This window comes from Aquimarina besae (assembly GCF_042434905.1).
Lineage (GTDB): Bacteria > Bacteroidota > Bacteroidia > Flavobacteriales > Flavobacteriaceae > Aquimarina.
This window is the reverse complement of the sequence record NZ_CP170199.1, coordinates 276,194-295,106: the sequence shown is the minus strand read 5'-3', so window position 1 is coordinate 295,106 and position 18,913 is coordinate 276,194. Positions and strand designations below refer to the sequence as shown.

14 protein-coding genes and 1 tRNA gene are annotated in these 18,913 nt (G+C 34.1%); 12 read left to right on the top strand and 3 right to left on the bottom strand.

Features of this window, described 5'->3' with window-relative positions; all coding sequences use genetic code 11:
• Positions 1 to 15 precede the first annotated feature (15 nt).
• Genes ACE94K_RS01325 through ACE94K_RS01315 form a run of 3 tightly spaced genes read left to right on the top strand, consistent with a single transcriptional unit; the run spans position 16 to position 5,567 of the window.
• Positions 16 to 3,282, top strand: a complete 3,267-nt coding sequence (locus ACE94K_RS01325) for a VCBS repeat-containing protein (RefSeq protein ID WP_378178839.1) — start codon at positions 16 to 18, stop codon at positions 3,280 to 3,282.
• 37 nt (positions 3,283 to 3,319) lie between these two features.
• Positions 3,320 to 4,663 (top strand): vanadium-dependent haloperoxidase, encoded by a 1,344-nt coding sequence (locus tag ACE94K_RS01320; RefSeq protein ID WP_378184190.1) that lies wholly within the window; start codon positions 3,320 to 3,322, stop codon positions 4,661 to 4,663.
• Position 4,664: 1 nt separating this feature from the next.
• A complete protein-coding gene (locus ACE94K_RS01315) occupies positions 4,665 to 5,567 on the top strand; it encodes a GyrI-like domain-containing protein (RefSeq protein ID WP_378178836.1) in 903 nt (300 codons plus the stop codon).
• A 16-nt stretch (positions 5,568 to 5,583) separates the two neighbouring features.
• On the opposite strand, the gene ACE94K_RS01310 is transcribed toward ACE94K_RS01315, so the two are convergent.
• Positions 5,584 to 6,498 carry a phosphatase PAP2 family protein gene (locus tag ACE94K_RS01310; protein ID WP_378178833.1) on the bottom strand — a complete coding sequence of 305 codons (915 nt, stop codon included), beginning with the start codon at positions 6,496 to 6,498 and terminating at the stop codon, positions 5,584 to 5,586.
• Between the two features lie 345 nt (positions 6,499 to 6,843).
• On the opposite strand from ACE94K_RS01310, the gene ACE94K_RS01305 reads away from it, so the two are divergent.
• From ACE94K_RS01305 to ACE94K_RS01295, 3 genes are all read left to right on the top strand, one after another.
• Complete coding sequence (locus ACE94K_RS01305; protein WP_378178830.1) at positions 6,844 to 8,013, top strand: BamA/TamA family outer membrane protein; 1,170 nt, start codon at positions 6,844 to 6,846, stop codon at positions 8,011 to 8,013.
• A gap of 361 nt (positions 8,014 to 8,374) precedes the next feature.
• Positions 8,375 to 8,851 (top strand): Hsp20/alpha crystallin family protein, encoded by a 477-nt coding sequence (locus tag ACE94K_RS01300; RefSeq protein WP_378178827.1) that lies wholly within the window; start codon positions 8,375 to 8,377, stop codon positions 8,849 to 8,851.
• A 139-nt stretch (positions 8,852 to 8,990) separates the two neighbouring features.
• Entirely contained in the window at positions 8,991 to 9,500 is a 510-nt protein-coding gene (locus ACE94K_RS01295) for a hypothetical protein (RefSeq protein ID WP_378178824.1), read from the top strand.
• A gap of 69 nt (positions 9,501 to 9,569) precedes the next feature.
• On the opposite strand, the gene ACE94K_RS01290 is transcribed toward ACE94K_RS01295, so the two are convergent.
• Positions 9,570 to 9,642: transfer RNA gene (locus tag ACE94K_RS01290), tRNA-Phe, on the bottom strand.
• A 183-nt stretch (positions 9,643 to 9,825) separates the two neighbouring features.
• Between ACE94K_RS01290 and ACE94K_RS01285 the strand changes: the two genes are divergently transcribed.
• The 6 genes from ACE94K_RS01285 to ACE94K_RS01260 all read left to right on the top strand — a co-directional run bounded on the left by ACE94K_RS01285 (position 9,826) and on the right by ACE94K_RS01260 (position 17,684).
• On the top strand, positions 9,826 to 10,557 hold the full coding sequence (locus ACE94K_RS01285) for a type III pantothenate kinase (RefSeq protein WP_378178821.1): 732 nt from the start codon (positions 9,826 to 9,828) through the stop codon (positions 10,555 to 10,557).
• The gene (locus tag ACE94K_RS01280) at positions 10,554 to 11,801 is read left to right on the top strand and encodes a hypothetical protein (protein ID WP_378178818.1); all 1,248 of its coding nucleotides are present in this window, start codon (positions 10,554 to 10,556) and stop codon (positions 11,799 to 11,801) included. Before ACE94K_RS01285 ends, ACE94K_RS01280 begins: the two co-directional genes overlap by 4 nt.
• Before the next feature lie 16 nt (positions 11,802 to 11,817).
• Positions 11,818 to 13,188 carry a tetratricopeptide repeat protein gene (locus tag ACE94K_RS01275; protein WP_378178815.1) on the top strand — a complete coding sequence of 457 codons (1,371 nt, stop codon included), beginning with the start codon at positions 11,818 to 11,820 and terminating at the stop codon, positions 13,186 to 13,188.
• Positions 13,188 to 13,745: an LPS export ABC transporter periplasmic protein LptC gene (gene lptC, locus ACE94K_RS01270; RefSeq protein WP_378178812.1), complete on the top strand. Its 558-nt coding sequence runs from the start codon at positions 13,188 to 13,190 to the stop codon at positions 13,743 to 13,745. Before ACE94K_RS01275 ends, lptC begins: the two co-directional genes overlap by 1 nt.
• Before the next feature lie 303 nt (positions 13,746 to 14,048).
• Positions 14,049 to 15,317 (top strand): hemolysin family protein, encoded by a 1,269-nt coding sequence (locus ACE94K_RS01265; RefSeq protein WP_378178809.1) that lies wholly within the window; start codon positions 14,049 to 14,051, stop codon positions 15,315 to 15,317.
• Positions 15,318 to 15,608: 291 nt separating this feature from the next.
• On the top strand, positions 15,609 to 17,684 hold the full coding sequence (locus ACE94K_RS01260; protein ID WP_378178806.1) for a peptidylprolyl isomerase: 2,076 nt from the start codon (positions 15,609 to 15,611) through the stop codon (positions 17,682 to 17,684).
• A gap of 97 nt (positions 17,685 to 17,781) precedes the next feature.
• Here ACE94K_RS01260 and galE read toward each other — a convergent pair whose 3' ends face one another.
• Positions 17,782 to 18,801, bottom strand: a complete 1,020-nt coding sequence (galE, locus tag ACE94K_RS01255) for a UDP-glucose 4-epimerase GalE (RefSeq protein ID WP_378178803.1) — start codon at positions 18,799 to 18,801, stop codon at positions 17,782 to 17,784.
• Positions 18,802 to 18,913 lie beyond the last annotated feature (112 nt).

The following is an 18,913-nucleotide window of genomic DNA, read 5'->3' as shown; positions in this document are numbered from 1 at the left end:
TTAGATTTCGACAGAATGATCAAGAATATAATCATAGTAACTTTTGGGCTTTTACTCTTATCCGGATGTAAGGAAAAAAAACCATACCAAGGAGAAGTGTTTAATAAAGTTACTTCTGAGATTACGAATATAACTTTTCAAAATACGCTTAACCCTACCGAAGAACTCAATATTTTGGATTATCTATATTACTATAATGGTGCTGGAGTTGCGGTAGGTGATATTAATCGAGATGATTTAGTTGATGTGTTTTTTACTTCTAATCAAGGTAAAAATAAATTGTATCTCAATAAAGGAAACTTTCAATTCGAAGATATAACAACCAAAGCTGGAGTAGCAGGAAATGCTGACTGGAATACAGGAACCGTAATGGCAGATATTAATGGAGATGGTTATTTGGATATTTATGTCTGTGCAGTCGTTGGTCTTCAGGGCTTAAAAGGCAAAAATGAATTATTCATCAATAACGGTGATAACACATTTACAGAAAAAGCAGCTGATTATGGGTTAGATTTTAGAAATTATTCAACTTCTGCAGCCTTCTTTGATTATGATAATGATGGGGATTTGGATATGTATTTATTAAATCACGCAATTCATACTCAAAATTCTTTTGGCAGAGCATCACTAAGAAATAAAAGAAGCCCTGAGAGTGGTGATAAATTACTACGCAATGACGGTGATATTTTTACAGATGTTAGTGCCGAAGCAGGAATTTATGGTGGTGGAAATGGGTACGGTTTGGGATTAGCAACATCAGATTTTAATAACGATGGCTTTACCGATATTTATGTTAGTAACGATTTTCACGAAGATGATTATTACTATATCAATAATGGTGATGGAACGTTTAGTGAGTCTCTTAAAGAATATTTTGGTCATACCAGCCGTTTTTCAATGGGTAATGATGTAGCCGATATCAATCACGATGGATATACGGATATTCTGACCTTGGATATGACTCCAGAGGATGAAACTGTTCTTAAAGCCTCAGCAGGAGACGAGACGGTAGATATGTTACAAATGCGTATCAATCGTTTGGGGTATCATTATCAATACGCTCGCAATATGCTTCAGATCAATCAAGGAGACTATTTTTCTGAAACAGCCTTATTGAGTGGTGTCGCAGCCACAGATTGGAGCTGGTCTGCGTTGTTTGCAGATTATGATCAAGATGGTGAACAAGATGTATTTATCTCTAATGGAATTCCAAAAAGGCCTAATGATCTGGATTATATAAAGTATATTTCTAACGAAAAAATCCAGAAAAAACTAAATAGTTCTAAGTTAGTAGACAATGAGGCGTTAAACATCATGCCTTCAGGAGAAGTACAGAATTATGTTTTCAAAGGAACTAATGGAATAAACTTTATCGATAAGTCTTCAACCTGGCTTCCTTCAGAAAATACTGCTTCAACAGGAAGTGCATATGCAGATTTTGATAATGACGGGGATTTAGATATTGTAACCAATAACATCAATGCACCTGCCTCTTTTTATCAGAATAAGACAAACGAAAAAGGTAATTTTTTAAAACTGAAGTTTAGTTTTAAAGATCAAAACAAATACGGGATTGGAACCAAAGTAATCTCCTATCATCAAGGGATTGCACAATACAAGCAGTTATTTACTTCCAAAGGTTTTCAATCTTCTTCAGAACCTGTGATTCATTTTGGGTACGATACCATAGCAACGATCGATTCATTAAAAATTATATGGCCGGATAATACCATTCAGATTGCAGAAAATATCGCAACCAATCAAACGTTGACCATCAAATTATTGCACAAAAGGAACGTAGTTGATTATGAAAAACTATTCCCAAAAAAGAAAGGTTGGTTTAAAAAAATGGATTCTATTCCTGGATTGCAGTATATTCATAAGGAGAATAACTATACAGATTCTAATCGTCAGAAGTTAATTCCATATAAAATTTCTGATCGAGGACCAGCTACCGCAATTGGTGATTTAAATAATGATGGGAAAGATGATGTTTTCTTCGGAAGTTCAAAGCTGGAGGCATCTAAAATATATATTCAAACTGCTACTGGTTTCGAAGAGCTGTTATCTGAGGTTTTAACAATGGATAAAAAGAAAGAAGACGTTGTGGCGATTATTGAAGATCTAAATAACGATTCAAAAAACGATCTGCTAGTGGTATCTGCTGGAGGAGAATTTTTTGGCACATCTAAAGAATTGGTGGATAGATTGTATCTTAATTCTGATAAAGGTTTATCTTCAGCTGATTTTCCGGAATTATATGAACATGAATCAGTAGTGAAACCTTACGATATGGATGGTGATGGAGACCTCGATCTTTTTGTTGGGGGTTATGCTGTTTCCAATGATTTTGGCAAAACGCCCAATTCATATCTTCTGATCAATGATAATGGAAGCTTTAGCGTTAAAGAACACCAAGGCTTACAGCAAATAGGAATGGTAACAGATGCTCTTTGGACTGATTTTAATGGTGATGGTGTAAAAGATTTAATCGTTGTGGGGGAATGGATGGCACCTCATTTTTTTAAAAATGAAAACGGTAATTTAACTGATGTTACCAAAGAGATTTCTAAAGAAAAATTAAAAGGACTTTGGCAATCAATCATAGATTTTGATATTGATAATGATGGCGATCCGGATTATCTATTAGGTAATTTTGGGCTCAATTCTAAACTTTCAGCATCGTCAGACTTTCCATTAAGATTATATTATGCTGATTTTGATAATAATAAGAAAACGGAAACAATTTTAGCATTGCCAAAAGGTGGTAAATACTATACTGCATTGGGATTGGATGAGCTCTCGGGTCAGTTAAATTATCTAAAGAAAAAATTCACCACCTATAACAGTTTTGCCGGTAAAACGGTGGAAGAGATTTTTGGAAAAAAAGCATTAGAAAATGCAGAGTTGTTGGAGGTACATCAGTTAGCTTCGGGGTATTTAAAAAATGATAACGGAACTTTTACTTTTGTTCCTTTTAAAAATTCACTTCAAATAGCACCAATAACCTCGATGCTTCGATATGATTTTGATAAAGATGATAAGGATGAAGTGCTACTGGCGGGTAATTATTTTGGAGTGATTCCATATCATGGCAGATTTGATGGGTTTGCCGGGGCTGTATTAGGATCAGATACAGAAGTGATTGAAGCCAGGGAATTGAATATTAACCTAAGTAAGAAGTCGGTTAGAGGTTTAAATATTATTAATTTTGTAAACAAGGATTATTTACTAGTCACTATAAACAATGGAAAAGCAGAAATTTATGAAATGCTTCAGTAAATCAGAAAATAAAATATTAGTTGCTATCAGTAAAGCTATGCCTATACTATTGTTGCTTTTAGTATTATCTGTTTCTTGCCAAAAGGAAGTAAAAGAAATCGAGATTACCTCTGATGATTATCATAAAGCGGTTGATAAAGTAACAGAAGTGATGGTGCATGATATATTTTCTCCACCTGTTGCAAGTCGGATATACAACTATGCTAATATCGCAGCGTATGAGGTGATAAGACAAGAAGGAAACAATTACAAAACTTTAGCTAGTCAATTAAATGAGTTAAGACCCGTGCCGAAAGCAGATACCACAAAAAATATCAACTATAAACTTTCTGCGCTGGTAGCGTATTTAGAAGTAGGAAAATCATTACTTTTTTCTGAAGATCGTATAGAGGCGTATCGGGATAGTTTATATAACTCTTGGAAGTTGCAAAATGAGGAAACATTTAGTGATTCTAAAACATATGGTTTGCAAGTGGCAGAACATATCAAAAACTGGTATGCTTCTGATAATTATGCCCAGACCAGAACCATGCCTAAGTTTTCTGTAAATACAGATGATCCTTCCAGATGGCAACCCACGCCACCGGATTATATGGATGGTATTGAACCTCATTGGAAAGAAATAAGACCTTCAATAATCGATTCTTCATCACAGTTCAAACCAGCTAGATATCCTGATTTTTCACTCGAAAAAGACACTCCATTCTACAAAGAACTGATGGAGACTTATGAGGTTGGTCAGAAAATTAAAGAAGAAGGAGAAGATTCAGAAAAACTGGAAATAGCGCAATTTTGGGATTGTAATCCTTATGTTTCAACGCATAAAGGTCATTTGATGTTTGCAACCAAAAAGATTACACCAGGCGCACATTGGATTGGAATCTGTAAGATAGCCTGTAAAAAAACCAATGCTGATTTTGCGAAAACCGTTTTTGCGTATACCAAAACATCCATTGCCATCGCTGATGCATTTATAAGCTGTTGGGATGAGAAATACAGGAGCAACCTGATTCGTCCAGAAACTTTGATCAATCAACATATTGATGAAAATTGGACACCGGTTTTACAAACACCACCTTTTCCTGAATATACTAGTGGACACTCGGTAGTTTCCGGTGCGGCTTCAACTGTTCTTACGGATATTTTTGGAGATAATTTTGCTTTTGACGATGATACAGAATTGCAATATGGATTGCCCGTTCGTTCATTTGAATCCTTTAACAAAGCAGCAGACGAAGCTGCGATTAGCAGATTGTACGGTGGTATTCATTACAGAGCCGCCATAGATTTAGGATTAGATCAGGGACGCTCTTTAGGAAATTTTGTAGTGAATACATTAAAAATGAGTACATCAAATTCTGGAGTAGCAAGTTCTAATTGACATGAAAAAAATTGTGGTTTTTATTCTGGTGATACTATCAGGATTATCTATTTGGTATTTATTTATTAAAAAATTTGATTATCAGGTAACCTTTACAGCAAAAGGATCAAAAGGAAGTATATATCATCAAATAATAGCCTGGGAGTCTTGGGGGAAGAATTCAAAAGCAAAAAATATTACTACCATAGATACTACGTTATTTAAAACAGTGACGCAGCAAGTCAAATTAAAAGATACCATTCTTAATTTAAAATGGACATTAGAAAGCGTCAATGATTCTGTAACCAAAATAAGAGTAGATGCTTTTTCAGGAAAACATTCGATGGCAAATCGATTAAAAATTCTTACTGGAGATAGTGATTTTACCAAATCTTTGAAACACAAACTAAAAAACTTTGGAAAAGGAGTCAATAATTTTGCTCGCAATTTCAGAATAATAATTGATGGAGAATCTGAGATACCAGCATTGGCATATCTCTATGTGTCATCAACATCTAATCGATCTGCAAAAGCTGCTATGATGATGCAGACCAATACAGATTTGTATCCTAGTATACTGGAGAATGAAGTAAAAGTTGATGGAGCACCATTTGTGAGAATCAAAGAATGGAATATTGTAGATGATACTATTCAGTTCGAATTTGGTTTTCCAATAAAATATAATGACTCATTACCAATCAATTCATTAATAAAGTATGATAAGTTTCCGGTAAGAAAAGCTTTAAAAGCTACTTTCTATGGTAATTACAGATATAGTGACCAAGCCTGGTTTGCGCTTATGGAGTATGCAGAAGAAAAAAATATGGAGATAGATAAAAAGCCCTTTGAAATATTCTATAACAATCCTATGCAAGATGGAAATCCTTCACAATGGAAGGCAGAGGTTTATATGCCTTTGAGATAAGTACTGTCTTAAAGAATTAAAAACTGCCTACAACTCCTAATTGGCCTGCGCCAAGTTTTAGATCCCATTTGATTTTAAATTTTCGGCTATCATACACATATCTTTCTTTCTTATTAAGGTAGTTGTCTATGCCATCCACAATAACCACGCTTAAAGCCACACCAAGTACGACATCCGTTAACCAGTGAGCACCACTCCATAAACGTGAAATCGGACTAATTAATCCCACGGCATAAAGTCCACCTTTGATGTAAGGGTTGTCAAACTGTTTTGCGATGGCATATGCAGTGGTAAAAGACAGAATGGAGTGCCCAGAAGGAAAAGAATGGTAAGCCGCTTCGCCAGAGTTGAAACGAAAACTTAAATTGCCTTCTCCCGTAGTTGGTCTTGCTCGACCTGCTAATGTTTTACTCACTGTTTGAAGAATTCCTCCAGCCGTTGCAGAAGCTATTAATAAGACTCCTGTTTTTCTTATTTTTTCATCTTTTGTGATCAATCCCAATGCATAAATACCAGTCGTTAATCCGTAATTAAAAAGTGGTTTTCCAAAACGAAAACCTCCTTCTTTAATTATTTGAGGAACACCTGCACTCTGATTTGTAAAGTAATCATTAGCACGCTCATCTATAGCTAATAGAATAGTACTTCCGGCAATAATTCCTCCAAAGGTTGCCCAGTCATCTCCTTTCCATCTTAAAGGTTGCGTATAGGCATTTTTAACTCCTCCCCAAGTTGACAGTCCGTCGTATTTGATCATTTGCCATCTGGTCATTTCGCGCTTAGTACTCTTAGTTTGCTCTGTTGGAGTAACTTCTGATGGCTCTTCTTTTAGCTCCTGTTCAGGCTGTTGATCCTTTTTTTCTTGAGAGAATGTAAAACACGAAAAGAAAAATACTACTAAGAAAAAGGGAAGTGCTAGTGGATATTTCATAAACAAGATTTGGATAGCAAAAATAACAACTTATTTGTAAACAAAAGTTAAATAATAATAAGAGTAATTCTTATAGAATAGAGTGATCGAATTCTACATCCTATATTTAGATAAAGTATTAAGTTTTGAAAAATGTATTGTTCAATTCCAAAATATTTTAAAATTTCATCAAGATGTTCTCTGATTTTTTGCTTTACTAGGAAATAGTAAAACTTTATTCGAGAAGAACAAAAAAGGGAGTAAATATCTCATATCATTACTATAAAAAATAGCGATAGAGTTAAAGATCTTAGTATTAAGTGACATCTTTGAAAATTTTAGTTTTTAGTTTTGTAAAAAAACACAGTGCATACGAATCTTGTTGACAAAAGATTGTACTTTATTTTAGTATCAGTCTTGCTATTCCCTTCTTTTCATTTGATATCTCAGGATTTCGACGAAGTAAAAGAGTTTTTTACATTTTACCCTAATAAAAAAGCAGTACAAAAGGATTCTTCATTGTATTTATCCAAATTCATTGCAGCTCCTATAATCAGCTATTCACCGGAAACAAGTTTTGGATTTGGAACAGGAGCCAAATATTTATTCAAGTTTAAAGGGAGTGGTCCAGAGACAAGGGTTTCAAATTTACCCATAAGTTTAAGATATACTTTAAACAATCAATTTATTTTCTTTTCGGGATTTGAAGTATTCACGAACCAAGAAAAATGGGTAATAGAAGGAAATTTACTTTTTCAAAATTATCCAAGATTATTTTATGGAATAGGTAGAGATTCCACCACGGATAATGAAGAAGAGTACAACTATTATCAAGTACTTATAGAACCTATATTTCTTAAGCAATTATTTACCCGATACTTGTTTATTGGAGCTGGATTTAGGTACAATCAAATCTTCAATACAAAAGTAGAAGTAGGAGGATTACTCAATATAGATAGACCAGAAGGTTTTGATGGATCAAGAGCCGTGGGTATAGAAGGAGCTGTATTATATGATAGTCGGAATAATATTTTAAATGCTGACAAAGGTTGGTACCTAGAATTTACTTACGGACGTTACGACAAGACTATAGGAAGTACCCAAAATTTTGATTTAACTCGTTTTGATTTACGGCATTATATTGCTCCTTTTAACAAAAACAACGATATTATTGCTTTTCAAGCTTTGGGTTACTTTTCTAGGGGAGATGTACCATTTAATGAATTGGCATTGTTTGGAAGTGATCAAATATTAAGAGGATACAGAGAAGGACGTTTTGTAGATCGTGATCTACTTGCTACGCAGATAGAATACCGAAAGCAATTCGGTACATCTCGATTTGGAGCAGTTGCATTTGTAGGTGCGGGAGATATTTATCAAAATGTAAATGAATTTCAATTCAAAAATTTAAGATATAACTTTGGCGCTGGATTACGGTTTATGGTGGATCGATCGGAAAATCTTAATATAAGAATAGACTGGGGTTTTGGGAGATCTTCAAACTATTTGTATCTAGGTATAGCTGAAGCATTTTAATAATTTGATATTAAATATTTCGACAAACTCCGTAAGTTTTTCAAAGAGGCCGATTTGTAGGTTCGACATAAATTTTTAGCGTATAACTATTTTTATAATTTTTATTGAAAAAGTAGTCTTTATAGAATAGAAGTGATCTTTATTTACCATTTCTGTTTTAATCATGTTTAAAGTTTGAAAAATTGTCATTCGCTACCTTGTCAATTTGACATTTGGGGAATGATTTTTTAAATATTTGTTAGGACTAAGTCTTAAGTTTTTGTAAAAATTTATGCAGTGGATCATTAAAATTGTCATTGGCATTTGATTTGCTTTATTGTTATTGATTTTGAATTCATGTCTAACTTAAATTTTTGTAGTTATGAGTAATTTAGTAACAACGAAGAACGGAAGTACGGCAAAAAATAATTCGAACAGCCTTACCTTTCCAACTTGGTCCTCTTGGATTGACGAAATGTTTAACAGAGACCTACCTTCAGTATTTACCTCTAATTTTAATATGGGTTTAACGCTTCCTAAGGTGAATATTCGAGAAACCAAAGATGCTTATTTTGTGGATATGGCGGTGCCTGGATTGAAAAAATCAGACTTTCATATTGATTTGGATAATCAGATACTATCTATTTCCACAGAACTCAAAGAAAGTGAAGAGCAACAAGAAGAAAATTATACTCGCAGAGAATTTGGATATTCTTCATTTAAACGCTCTTTTACATTGCCAGAGACTATAAAAGAGGATAAGATTAAAGCAGAATATACCAATGGAGTACTTAGTATTCACTTACCAAAAAAAGAAGAAGCGATTCAAAAACCTCCTAGAAGTATTAAAATTTCTTAGTTCATTTCAAAGAGGTCGGTAGTACTGACCTCTTTTTATATCCAAGTTAAAGAAAATACAATGCTAATTCTCAGTACTAAGATTAGACAGTATTGAAATCAAACTATTAAATGATGAATACAAATTAAAAATTTACAAAATGAAAAGGTATGCAATTTTGATGCTTGCAGCTTTTTTAGGTGTTAGCTGTAACAGTCAGGAGAAAAATCGAAAAAAATTAGATGAGGATAAGAAAATAGAAAATGACATCCCAAAAGGAAGTTGGGAGGTAAATAAAGAATTCGATGAAGCAGGAAATCTGATACGCTACGATTCTATTTACTCCTGGTCTTCTGGTAATGATTTGAAAGATTTGGCTTTGCAGGATCGGGATAGTGTGCTAAAATCTTTAAAGTCTAGATTTTATAGTAGTTTTTCAGGATTTAATTTTGAAAATCCAGAATTTGAAAACCTATTTCAAGAGGATTCTCTTTTCACAAATCAATTCTTCAAAGATGATTTCTTTTCTAACGATTTTGGTAAGGATTTTATGGATATAGACCACATGCGTGAACGTATGGAAGCTATACAAAAACAATTTATAGATAAATATCGTTTGGAAATTGATATTCCGAAAGAAAAGGAAACTCAAAATCAAAAAAGGATATAAGTGTTGTATAAACTTCATTAAAATTGATTTCTAAACAAAAAACCCGAACAAAAGTTCGGGTTTTTAAGGTGGTGCCTCCAGGAATCGAACCAGGGACACAAGGATTTTCAGTCCTTTGCTCTACCAACTGAGCTAAGGCACCTTACTGTAAGCGGATGCAAATATAGAACGCTTTTTTTAATACTCAAAAGAAAAAATTAAAAAAATCGTTTTGTACTTTTGCGAACACATAAATATTAGAGTGTAACGTGCTGAAATAGTGAAGTTGTGGTTGGCTTATCAATCATCACATTTAGCTGGATCACTAAAAAGTAAACTAAAATAGATGAATCTGGTTATTGATGTTGGAAATACTTCTATAAAGATTGGTGTCTTTGAGAAAGCTACGATGATTCACAAAGAAACATTGAAATCTGATAGCTTTGAGCAGGTTATGCAAAGGATGTATCAAGATTATCCATTGATTAATAACGCAATTCTTTCTTCTGTATCTACTCTTAAAGAAAAAGATGTGAGTTATGTCAAAGAATTATTTAATACAACGATTCTAGACCATACAATACACATGCCCTTTAAAAACTTATACGCTACTCCTACCACCCTTGGAGTAGACAGGTTAGCATTGGTAGCAGCGGCGGTTTATCAATTTCCAAAGAAGGATGTGTTGATCATTGATGCGGGAACCTGCATAACATATGATTTTAAGAATAATCAAGAAGAATATTTAGGAGGAGCCATTTCACCAGGGCTTACATTAAGATATAATAGTTTAAATAACTATACCTCAAAACTACCTTTACTAAACTTGGAGTCTCCAAAAAATCATATTGGCGATACTACAAATCAAGCAATACATTCGGGTGTTGTAAATGGTGTTTTGTATGAAATTGAAGGTGCAATCGCAGAATATTGCAACACTTATCCTGATTTAACAGTTATTTTAACCGGAGGAGATGCACATTTTTTGTCTAAAAGATTAAAAAATAGCATATTTGCCACCTCTAATTTTTTATTGGAGGGACTAAATCACATTTTAGCTTTTAAAAATAGTCAATGATAAAGAAGATTTTAGTATTCATTCTGGTAGTAGTTGCCAGCGTATCTTATGCTCAAGAAGGAACCTCTTCGCCTTACTCTTTTTATGGAGTAGGATTGCAGAAGTTTAAGGGAACAGTAGAAAATAGATCGATGGGGGGATTGGGTATACTTACAGACAGTATTCACTTGAATCTTCAAAATCCGGCATCTTATGGAGAATTAGGTCTAACGACTTACACTATAGGAGCTAATTATAATGGTTTAAATCTTGATAATGCAGAAGGAGAGGATTCTTATAAAGATAATGCTTCTCTGGATTACCTTGCAATTGGTATACCGGCAGGCAAATTTGGTTTCGGTTTTGGTGTGATTCCGGTGAGTGCTGTTGGATATCAAACCAATTCATTTAATGACGATGGTTCTGAGAATCAGTTCTTTGGAACAGGTGGTCTGAATAAAGTATTCGTGGCTGCAGGATTCAAAGTTAACGATAATTTAAGTGTTGGTTTGGATATTAATTATAACTTTGGGAATATTGAAAATAAGGCACTTCTAAGAAGACCCGAGTTAGAGTTTGATACAAGAGAAATTGATAATTCTGATTTGTCGGGAGTTAGTTTGTCTTTTGGCGTTGCTTATAAAACAATGCTGAGTGAAAAGTTAGAATTAACTACATCCATAGTCTCTACTCCATCGTTCAAACTTAAATCAGAAAACACGTTGGAGTTAGCAACCGTGCAAATACTGGCAAATGGATCAGAACAGGTTGTACAGAGACAAGATGTTGAAGTAGCCGATAGAGATCTAGACCTTCCTGCAGAGGTTAAAGTAGGTGGTGGAATCGGAGAACCAAAAAAATGGTTTATTGGAGCTGAATATACATACCTTAATGCCAGTGATTTTGATAATAGATCCTTTGCAGCTGATAATGTAGTGTATGATAATGCATCAAAAGTGAAGTTAGGGGGGTATTATATACCTAAATATAATTCACTTACAAGCTATTTGAATAGGATTGTGTACAGAGGAGGAATACGATATGAAGAGACGGGTTTGAATATCAATGGGCAGTCGATTAATGAGTTTGGCATATCTTTTGGAGTAGGATTACCAGTTGGCAATTTATTCTCTAATGCTAATGTTGGTTTTGAGTTCGGAACAAGAGGAACAACAGATGCAGGATTGGTAAAAGAAGAATTTTTTAATTTGTCATTAAGTTTATCCTTAAATGATAGATGGTTTAGAAAAGTGAAATTTAATTAACTACAATTATACAGCTATGAATACTAAAGTTTTATATACAATAGCAGCAGGATTAGTTTTAAGCGCTACCAGTGTTAGTGCTCAGGCTACAGACTGTGCAACAACGGCATCTATTGCCTATGAGCATGCTAAAGTAAAAAATTATGAGGCAGCAGAGGCGCCTTTATGGAAAGTAAGAAAAGAATGTCCTACACATAGTCTTGCAACTTTTCAGTTTGGAGAAAAACTTTTGGAAAGTAAATATAAAAAAGCTCCAGATGCAGAAAAAATGGCTATTGCCAACGAGTTGATTGCTTTATGGAAAGAACGTTTTCAGTATTTTCCAGCAAAAACCAAGATAGGAGATATGCATTCTGAAATTGGTCAGATCATGTATGATAATAAAATTGGAACCTTAGAAAGCCAATTTGCCGAGTTCGATAAGGCTTGGACTGAGGATAAAGAGAATTTCTCGAGTCCAAAAAAAGTATATACCTATTTTTCTCTATTAGTAGAGCTTCAATCAAAAGGAAAAAAAGATCTGCAGGATGTGTTTGATTTGTATGATGAGGTAATTGAAAAGATTGAAGATGAAGAAAGTGAAAAAGCAAAAACAGTTGCCGAATTAACCGAAAAAGAAGAATCTGGCGCTGCTCTTTCTAGTAAAGAGAAGAAACGATTGAAGACATATGGTAAAATCTTGGATAACTATAGTAAAGTAAAAGGTGGTGTTAATCAAAAGCTAGGAGAATTAGCTGACTGTAAAAACTTAATCCCTCTATACAATGGTCAATTTGAAGGAAAGAAAAGTGACATCAATTGGTTAAAAGGAGCTGCTGGTAGAATGTCTGCAAAAGAATGTACAGATGATCCATTATTTTTTAAATTAGTAGAGGCATTACATAAAGCTGATCCTTCTGCAAAGTCGGCGCTATACTTAGGTATTTTAGCTCTTAAGGATAATAAAACTTCCAAAGCTTTAGAATACTTTAATCAATCTGCGCAGTTAGAAACTAAAGCAAGTGATAAGGCAAAAGTATATTATAAAATTGCTGAAGTAATGAAAAAGCAAGGAAACTTCTCAAAAGCCAGATCTTATTACAAGAAAGCACTTGCAAATAAGCCTTCTTATGGTACGGCTTATTTAAGAATAGCATCTATGATCGCGAGTAGTGCTAACAACTGTGGTACAGATGTTTTCAGTAAAAGAGCAGTGTATTGGTTAGCTGAGAACTATGCAATCAAAGCAGGAAAGGTAGACCCGAGCTTAAAGAAAAATGCAGCGGCAGCTGCGGCAAACTACAGAGCTAAAGCACCATCTAAAACAGATATTTTTAATAATCCTGGAGTTACTACAGTAAAAATAGGATGTTGGATCGGTGAGACGGTAAATGTACCAAAATTGTAATGCATAAAAAGAACGTTTATATATTAGTGAACTTTGTCACAGCTTTTGCTGTGACATTGTTTTTTTCGTGTCAATCCAATGCACTAAAGGCAGACAACTATAACATCACAGAAGATGCTCCAATGGCCGAGGGTTACGAACTTAATCTAAAATATACTGACTCCGGTAGACTTACGGCAATCCTTAAAACCCCAAGGATAAAAGACTATGCTAATAAAAATTTTCCGTATCAGGAATTTCCTGATGGTATTATTTTGGATATCATAGATAAGGAGGGTAAAGTAAGTGTGGTCAAGGCAGATTATGCTATTTTTTATAAAGAAACAGGTATTATCGATATGAGAGGTAATGTAGATGTAAAGACGGCAGATAGTACTCATTTAGAGGCACGCCAATTGTACTGGGATCAGAGTATTAACTGGGTGTTTACAGACCAACCCTATAAAAGTATTCTTGCTGATGGCACAGTAAACGAGGCTGATGGTTTTGATGCTAATCAGGATTTTACTATCTTGAATTCTCGCGTCAATGAAGGAATCATGTTTATTGAAGAGTAATTTTATCGCATTAAACTAGAATTTTGATTCGTAACTAGAGTAATAAAACACATGCAGTTATCTTTGGTTTTAAAATATAACTGTGAACCAATCTTTAAAATATAAATGTGTGAAAATTTTTAGATTTTTTGAATTAGCATACCTCGCCATCATGTGTTTTTTCTTGTATCAGTCATATGAAGAATGGGGCAAAGAAGATAGTAGAAGCATGCTATATTTGTGTTTTGCCGGAGTAGCAATTTTTATGTATTTCTTCAAGAGAAACTTTCGAAAAAGATTTGACGCTAATAACAAGGATAGTTAATGGAAATACAAATCATCGCTATTGTACTTTCAGTTATTTTTTCCGCCTTTTTTTCCGGTATGGAGATTGCTTACATTTCTTCAAATAAAATTCATATCGAAATTGAAAAAAAACAGGAGGGGTTTCTTGCAAATATCTTATCCAGATTGACAAAAAAACCTTCAAAATTTATCGCTACCATGCTGGTAGGCAATAATATTGCGTTGGTAGTATATGGTTTTTTTATGGGTGATTTGTTGATGGAAATCATACAAGGATACTATCCTAACCTAGTAGGTAGTGTTAACTTATTACTGCAAACAATCATCTCTACTTTAGTAATATTACTTACAGCAGAGTTTCTTCCTAAGGTGTTTTTCCAAATATATGCCAATTCGTTACTAAAGTTTTTCTCGTTTCCAGCTTACGTGTTCTATGTTATTTTTTGGCCTATTTCGTATTTTGTTATTTGGATATCCGATTTCGTGCTTAAGAAATTTCTGAAGACTGACGGCGATGAGGTTCAACTTGCTTTTACTAAGACCGAACTTGGAGATTACATAAATGAGCAAATGGAAACTGTTGAGGAACACGATGAGGTTGATAGCGAAATTCAGATTTTTCAGAATGCACTGGATTTTTCTGATGTAAAATCACGTGAGGTGATGATTCCTCGTACCGAAATCATTGCTATAGAAAAAACCCAATCCTTAGAAGAGGTTAGCCAATTGTTTATTGATACTGGACTTTCTAAAATATTAGTATATAAAGGTACTATTGACGATATTATTGGATATGTGCATTCATTTGAATTATTTAAAAAGCCCAAGTCAATTGGATCGATCCTGCTTCCGGTAGTTTTTGTTCCTGAAACAATGTATGTGAAGGATGTTCTTAATCTTTTAACCAAGAAACACAAAAGCATCGCTGTGGTTATAGACGAATACGGTGGAACCAGTGGAATTATAACGGTAGAAGATATTGTGGAAGAGCTTTTTGGCGAAATTGAAGACGAACATGATTCTGTAGATCTTATAGAGGATAAGTTAGGAGAGAACCATTATCGATTTTCTGCCAGGTTGGAGGTGGATTATATTAATGAAACCTATAAGCTAAATCTGCCAGAGAGCGAATATTATGAGACTCTGGGCGGAATGATTGTTAATCACACAGAAGAAATTCCAGAACAAGGAGATGTTGTAAATATAAATACTATGAGTATTGATATTATCGAGACATCAAATACAAAAATTGAGATAGTGGAACTTAAGGTTATAGAAGAAGAATAATTTTCCAAAATAGGCAATAGTTCTAAGAAGGTTAACTTGAACATTCCTTTTTGCATAACCAAAATCCATACAAATATTTTATATTAATGTTTAATTGGTATGACGAGTGTATTTTCTTATGTATCAGTTAGATATTGCTGTTTTTTTGACAAAAGTATTGGAGGTATTGTACGCTAGATTTTGTTTAAAAGTGAAATAAAAAAAAAGTTGTAAAGACTTTCTATCTTTAATTGGTAATATTCTAATAAAATGGTATTTTCGCCCACTATATTTGAATAAATTAAACTTATAATGGCAGTTTTAAATAAAATCAGACAAAGATCCGTTTTCTTAATTGTGATTATCGCGTTAGCGCTTTTCTCCTTTGTATTAGCGGATTTGATTCGAAATGGAGGAGCTATTTCTCAAAAAGCAGCAAATACAATTGCTACCATAAATGGGAAAGAAATTGATAGAACTGATTTTGCAAGAAAAGTAGAAGCAGCATCAAGAAATTTTGGATCTAACGGGTCCAATCTTCAAACTGTAAACTATGTTTGGAATCAGGAAGTGAGACAAATTGTTTTTGATGATCAATTTGAAGAGCTTGGTATCAGAGCTGGAGCAGATGAAGTGAATCAGTTGTTAGAAGAAGGTTTAGCTAATGATCCAACTTTTCAAAATGAAGCAGGTGTTTTTGATAAAGCCAAAATGCAAGAGTACGTGGCTAGTATAAAAGGAAATCCAGCAGCGTATCAAAGATGGCAAGATTATAAAATTTCTTTAGGGAAAGGAGCTTTAGAACAAACATATCTTAACATGATTAAGGCTGGCGTTGGAGCAACACTCAAAGAAGGTGAGTTAGCATATAAAATGGAAAATGATGTGGTAGATATTAAATATGTACAACTTCCGTTTTCTTCAATCCCAGATACAGAAGTGAATGTGTCCGATGCAGAGATTCAGTCATACATCGACAAACATCCTGACTTGTACAAAGCAGAAGCTTCTAGGAATATGAGATTCGTATATTTTAAAGAGGAGCCAAGTGAAGAAGATGAAAATGAGTTGACCGCAGAAGTAAGTAAAATAGTGCCAGCTTTTAAAACCGCTGACAACATCGAAGAATTTGTAAATGTAGACCAAGGTTCTGCATTAAAATATAGTGATCGTTTTCTATTTAAAAAAGAGCTACCTGCTACTGTTGCTGATACTTTATATAACCTTCCGGTTGGAGAGGTATTCGGACCTTACAAAGATGGGAAGTATATCAAGATATCTAAAATGATCGCTCAGAAACAATTACACGATTCATTAAAAGCGAGTCATATTCTTATTTCCTGGAAAGGATTAGGAACAGCAGGTGATACAGAAAGAACAAAAGAAGAAGCAAAAACACTAGCCGATAGCTTATTGGCAGTTGTTAAAGCAGATAAATCAAAATTTGTATCCTTGGCAAAAGACTTCTCTGCCGATACTTCAAATAAAGATAAAGGCGGAGATTTGGGTTATTTTGGACCAGGAAGAATGGTTCCTTCATTTAATGATTACATTGTAGAAAATAACATTGGGGATATGGGAGTAGTTGAAACTGCCTTTGGATATCACATTATTACGATCGAAGATAAAAAGAATGAGCAGAAAGCTGTAAAAGTTGCTACGATCGCAAGAGAAATTGAGGCTAGTGAAAAAACGATAAATGAAATATTCACTGAAACTACCAAATTCCAGATTGCTACAAAGGATGCTGATTTTGCAGAGAAAGCAAAGGAAAACGAATATGTTGTGCGCCCAGTTAATAAAATTAGCGAGTTAGCAGAAAACATTCCCGGATTAGGATCTCAGAGATCTATTGTGCAATGGGCCTTTAAGGAGGATACGAAGGTAGGTGATGTAAAACGATTTGACGTTACTGATGGTTATGCAGTGGTACAATTGACGGCAAAAGCATCCAAAGGTGTTCAAAAAGTTGAGGATGCAAGTACAACAGTGAAACCTATTTTAATAAAAGAGAAAAAAGCAGAAATGCTTAAAAATAAAATTTCTGGAAGTACTTTGGAGGATATTGCTAAAAATCAATCTCAAACAGTAAAGACAGCAACAGCGTTAAATATGAAAACCCCTACAATAAGCGGTGCTGGAACAGAACCGAAGGTAGTTGGTGCTGCTTTTGCTTTAGAAACAGGCGAAGTTTCTGAACCAATAGTTGGTAATAATGGAGTCTATGTGGTAGAAGTTACAAAGAAGACACCTGCCAGTGGATTGGATACATATATTAGTTATGCAGCGCAAGAATCTAAAACAAAGGCTAATGCTGTTAATACTCGAGTATTTAATGCGCTTAAAGAAGCTGCAGAAATAGAAGATAAAAGAGCTAATTTCTATTAAGAAATAATTAGTTAGAAGTACCATAAAAAAACCTGAAGAAATTTTCTTCAGGTTTTTTTATTAGTAAAAAATAGATTTTCTAATGCATAATCCTAATCTATTTACTTCTTACTTTCTGTTCCCACTTCCAGGCAGAAGCTAAAGCTTCATCCAAAGTACTTTTCGCTTTCCATCCTAATTCATTATTTGCTTTATCTGTATTGGCGTAGGCTGCAGTAATATCACCTTCTCTTCTATCGACAATTTTATAGTTTAGTTTTTTGCCAGATACTTTTTCAAAAGATTGAATCACTTCTAACACAGAGCTGCCTTTTCCGGTGCCTACATTAAATATTTCGTAATTCGATGTGTTACTACCTTTAAGAAGACGTTGCAGTGCAACCACGTGCGCTTTTGCCAAATCTACAACGTGGATATAATCTCTAATTGCCGTACCATCTTCTGTGGGATAATCATCTCCAAACACAGAAAGCTGTTCTCTTAGACCAATTGCAGTCTGAGTAATAAACGGAACTAAATTCTGAGGAACTCCAATTGGTAACTCACCAATTTCGGCAGATGGGTGTGATCCAATGGGATTGAAATATCTTAATGCAATAGCATTTAGCTTTGGTTGTACCTTGCAGGTATCTCGTATGATTTCTTCGCCGATTTGTTTTGTGTTTCCGTAAGGAGATTCTGCAATCTTTACGGGTGCATTTTCGGTGATCGGCAATTCATCCGCTTGTCCATAAACCGTGCAAGATGAACTAAAAATAAAATTGGTTTTGTTTTTCTTTTGTAACTCTTGTAGAATGTAAACAAGTACAGTTATATTATTTTCATAATATAATAGAGGTTTTTCTACGCTTTCTCCTACAGCTTTTGAGGCAGCAAAATGAATAACTCCATCAATGTCGATATAACGTGCAAAGAAATCTTGTACTTTATTTTTTTCTCTGAGATCAAAGTTTTCAAAAATAGGTTGCTTTCCCGTAATTGATTCAATACCTTTTAATACCTCTGTAGTAGAGTTAGAGCAGTTGTCAACGATAACAACCTCATATCCTTCATTTTGTAATTCTACAACGGTATGGGATCCAATAAACCCTAATCCACCTGTTACTAGTATCTTCATTTTTATATTTTCAATAGTATACTATAATACGTAAGTATTTCTTGCGCAAATGTATACAATTGAAAAGTAATCTAAAAGATATAAGCAGAATGACTTGTCAAATGTGCTGTGT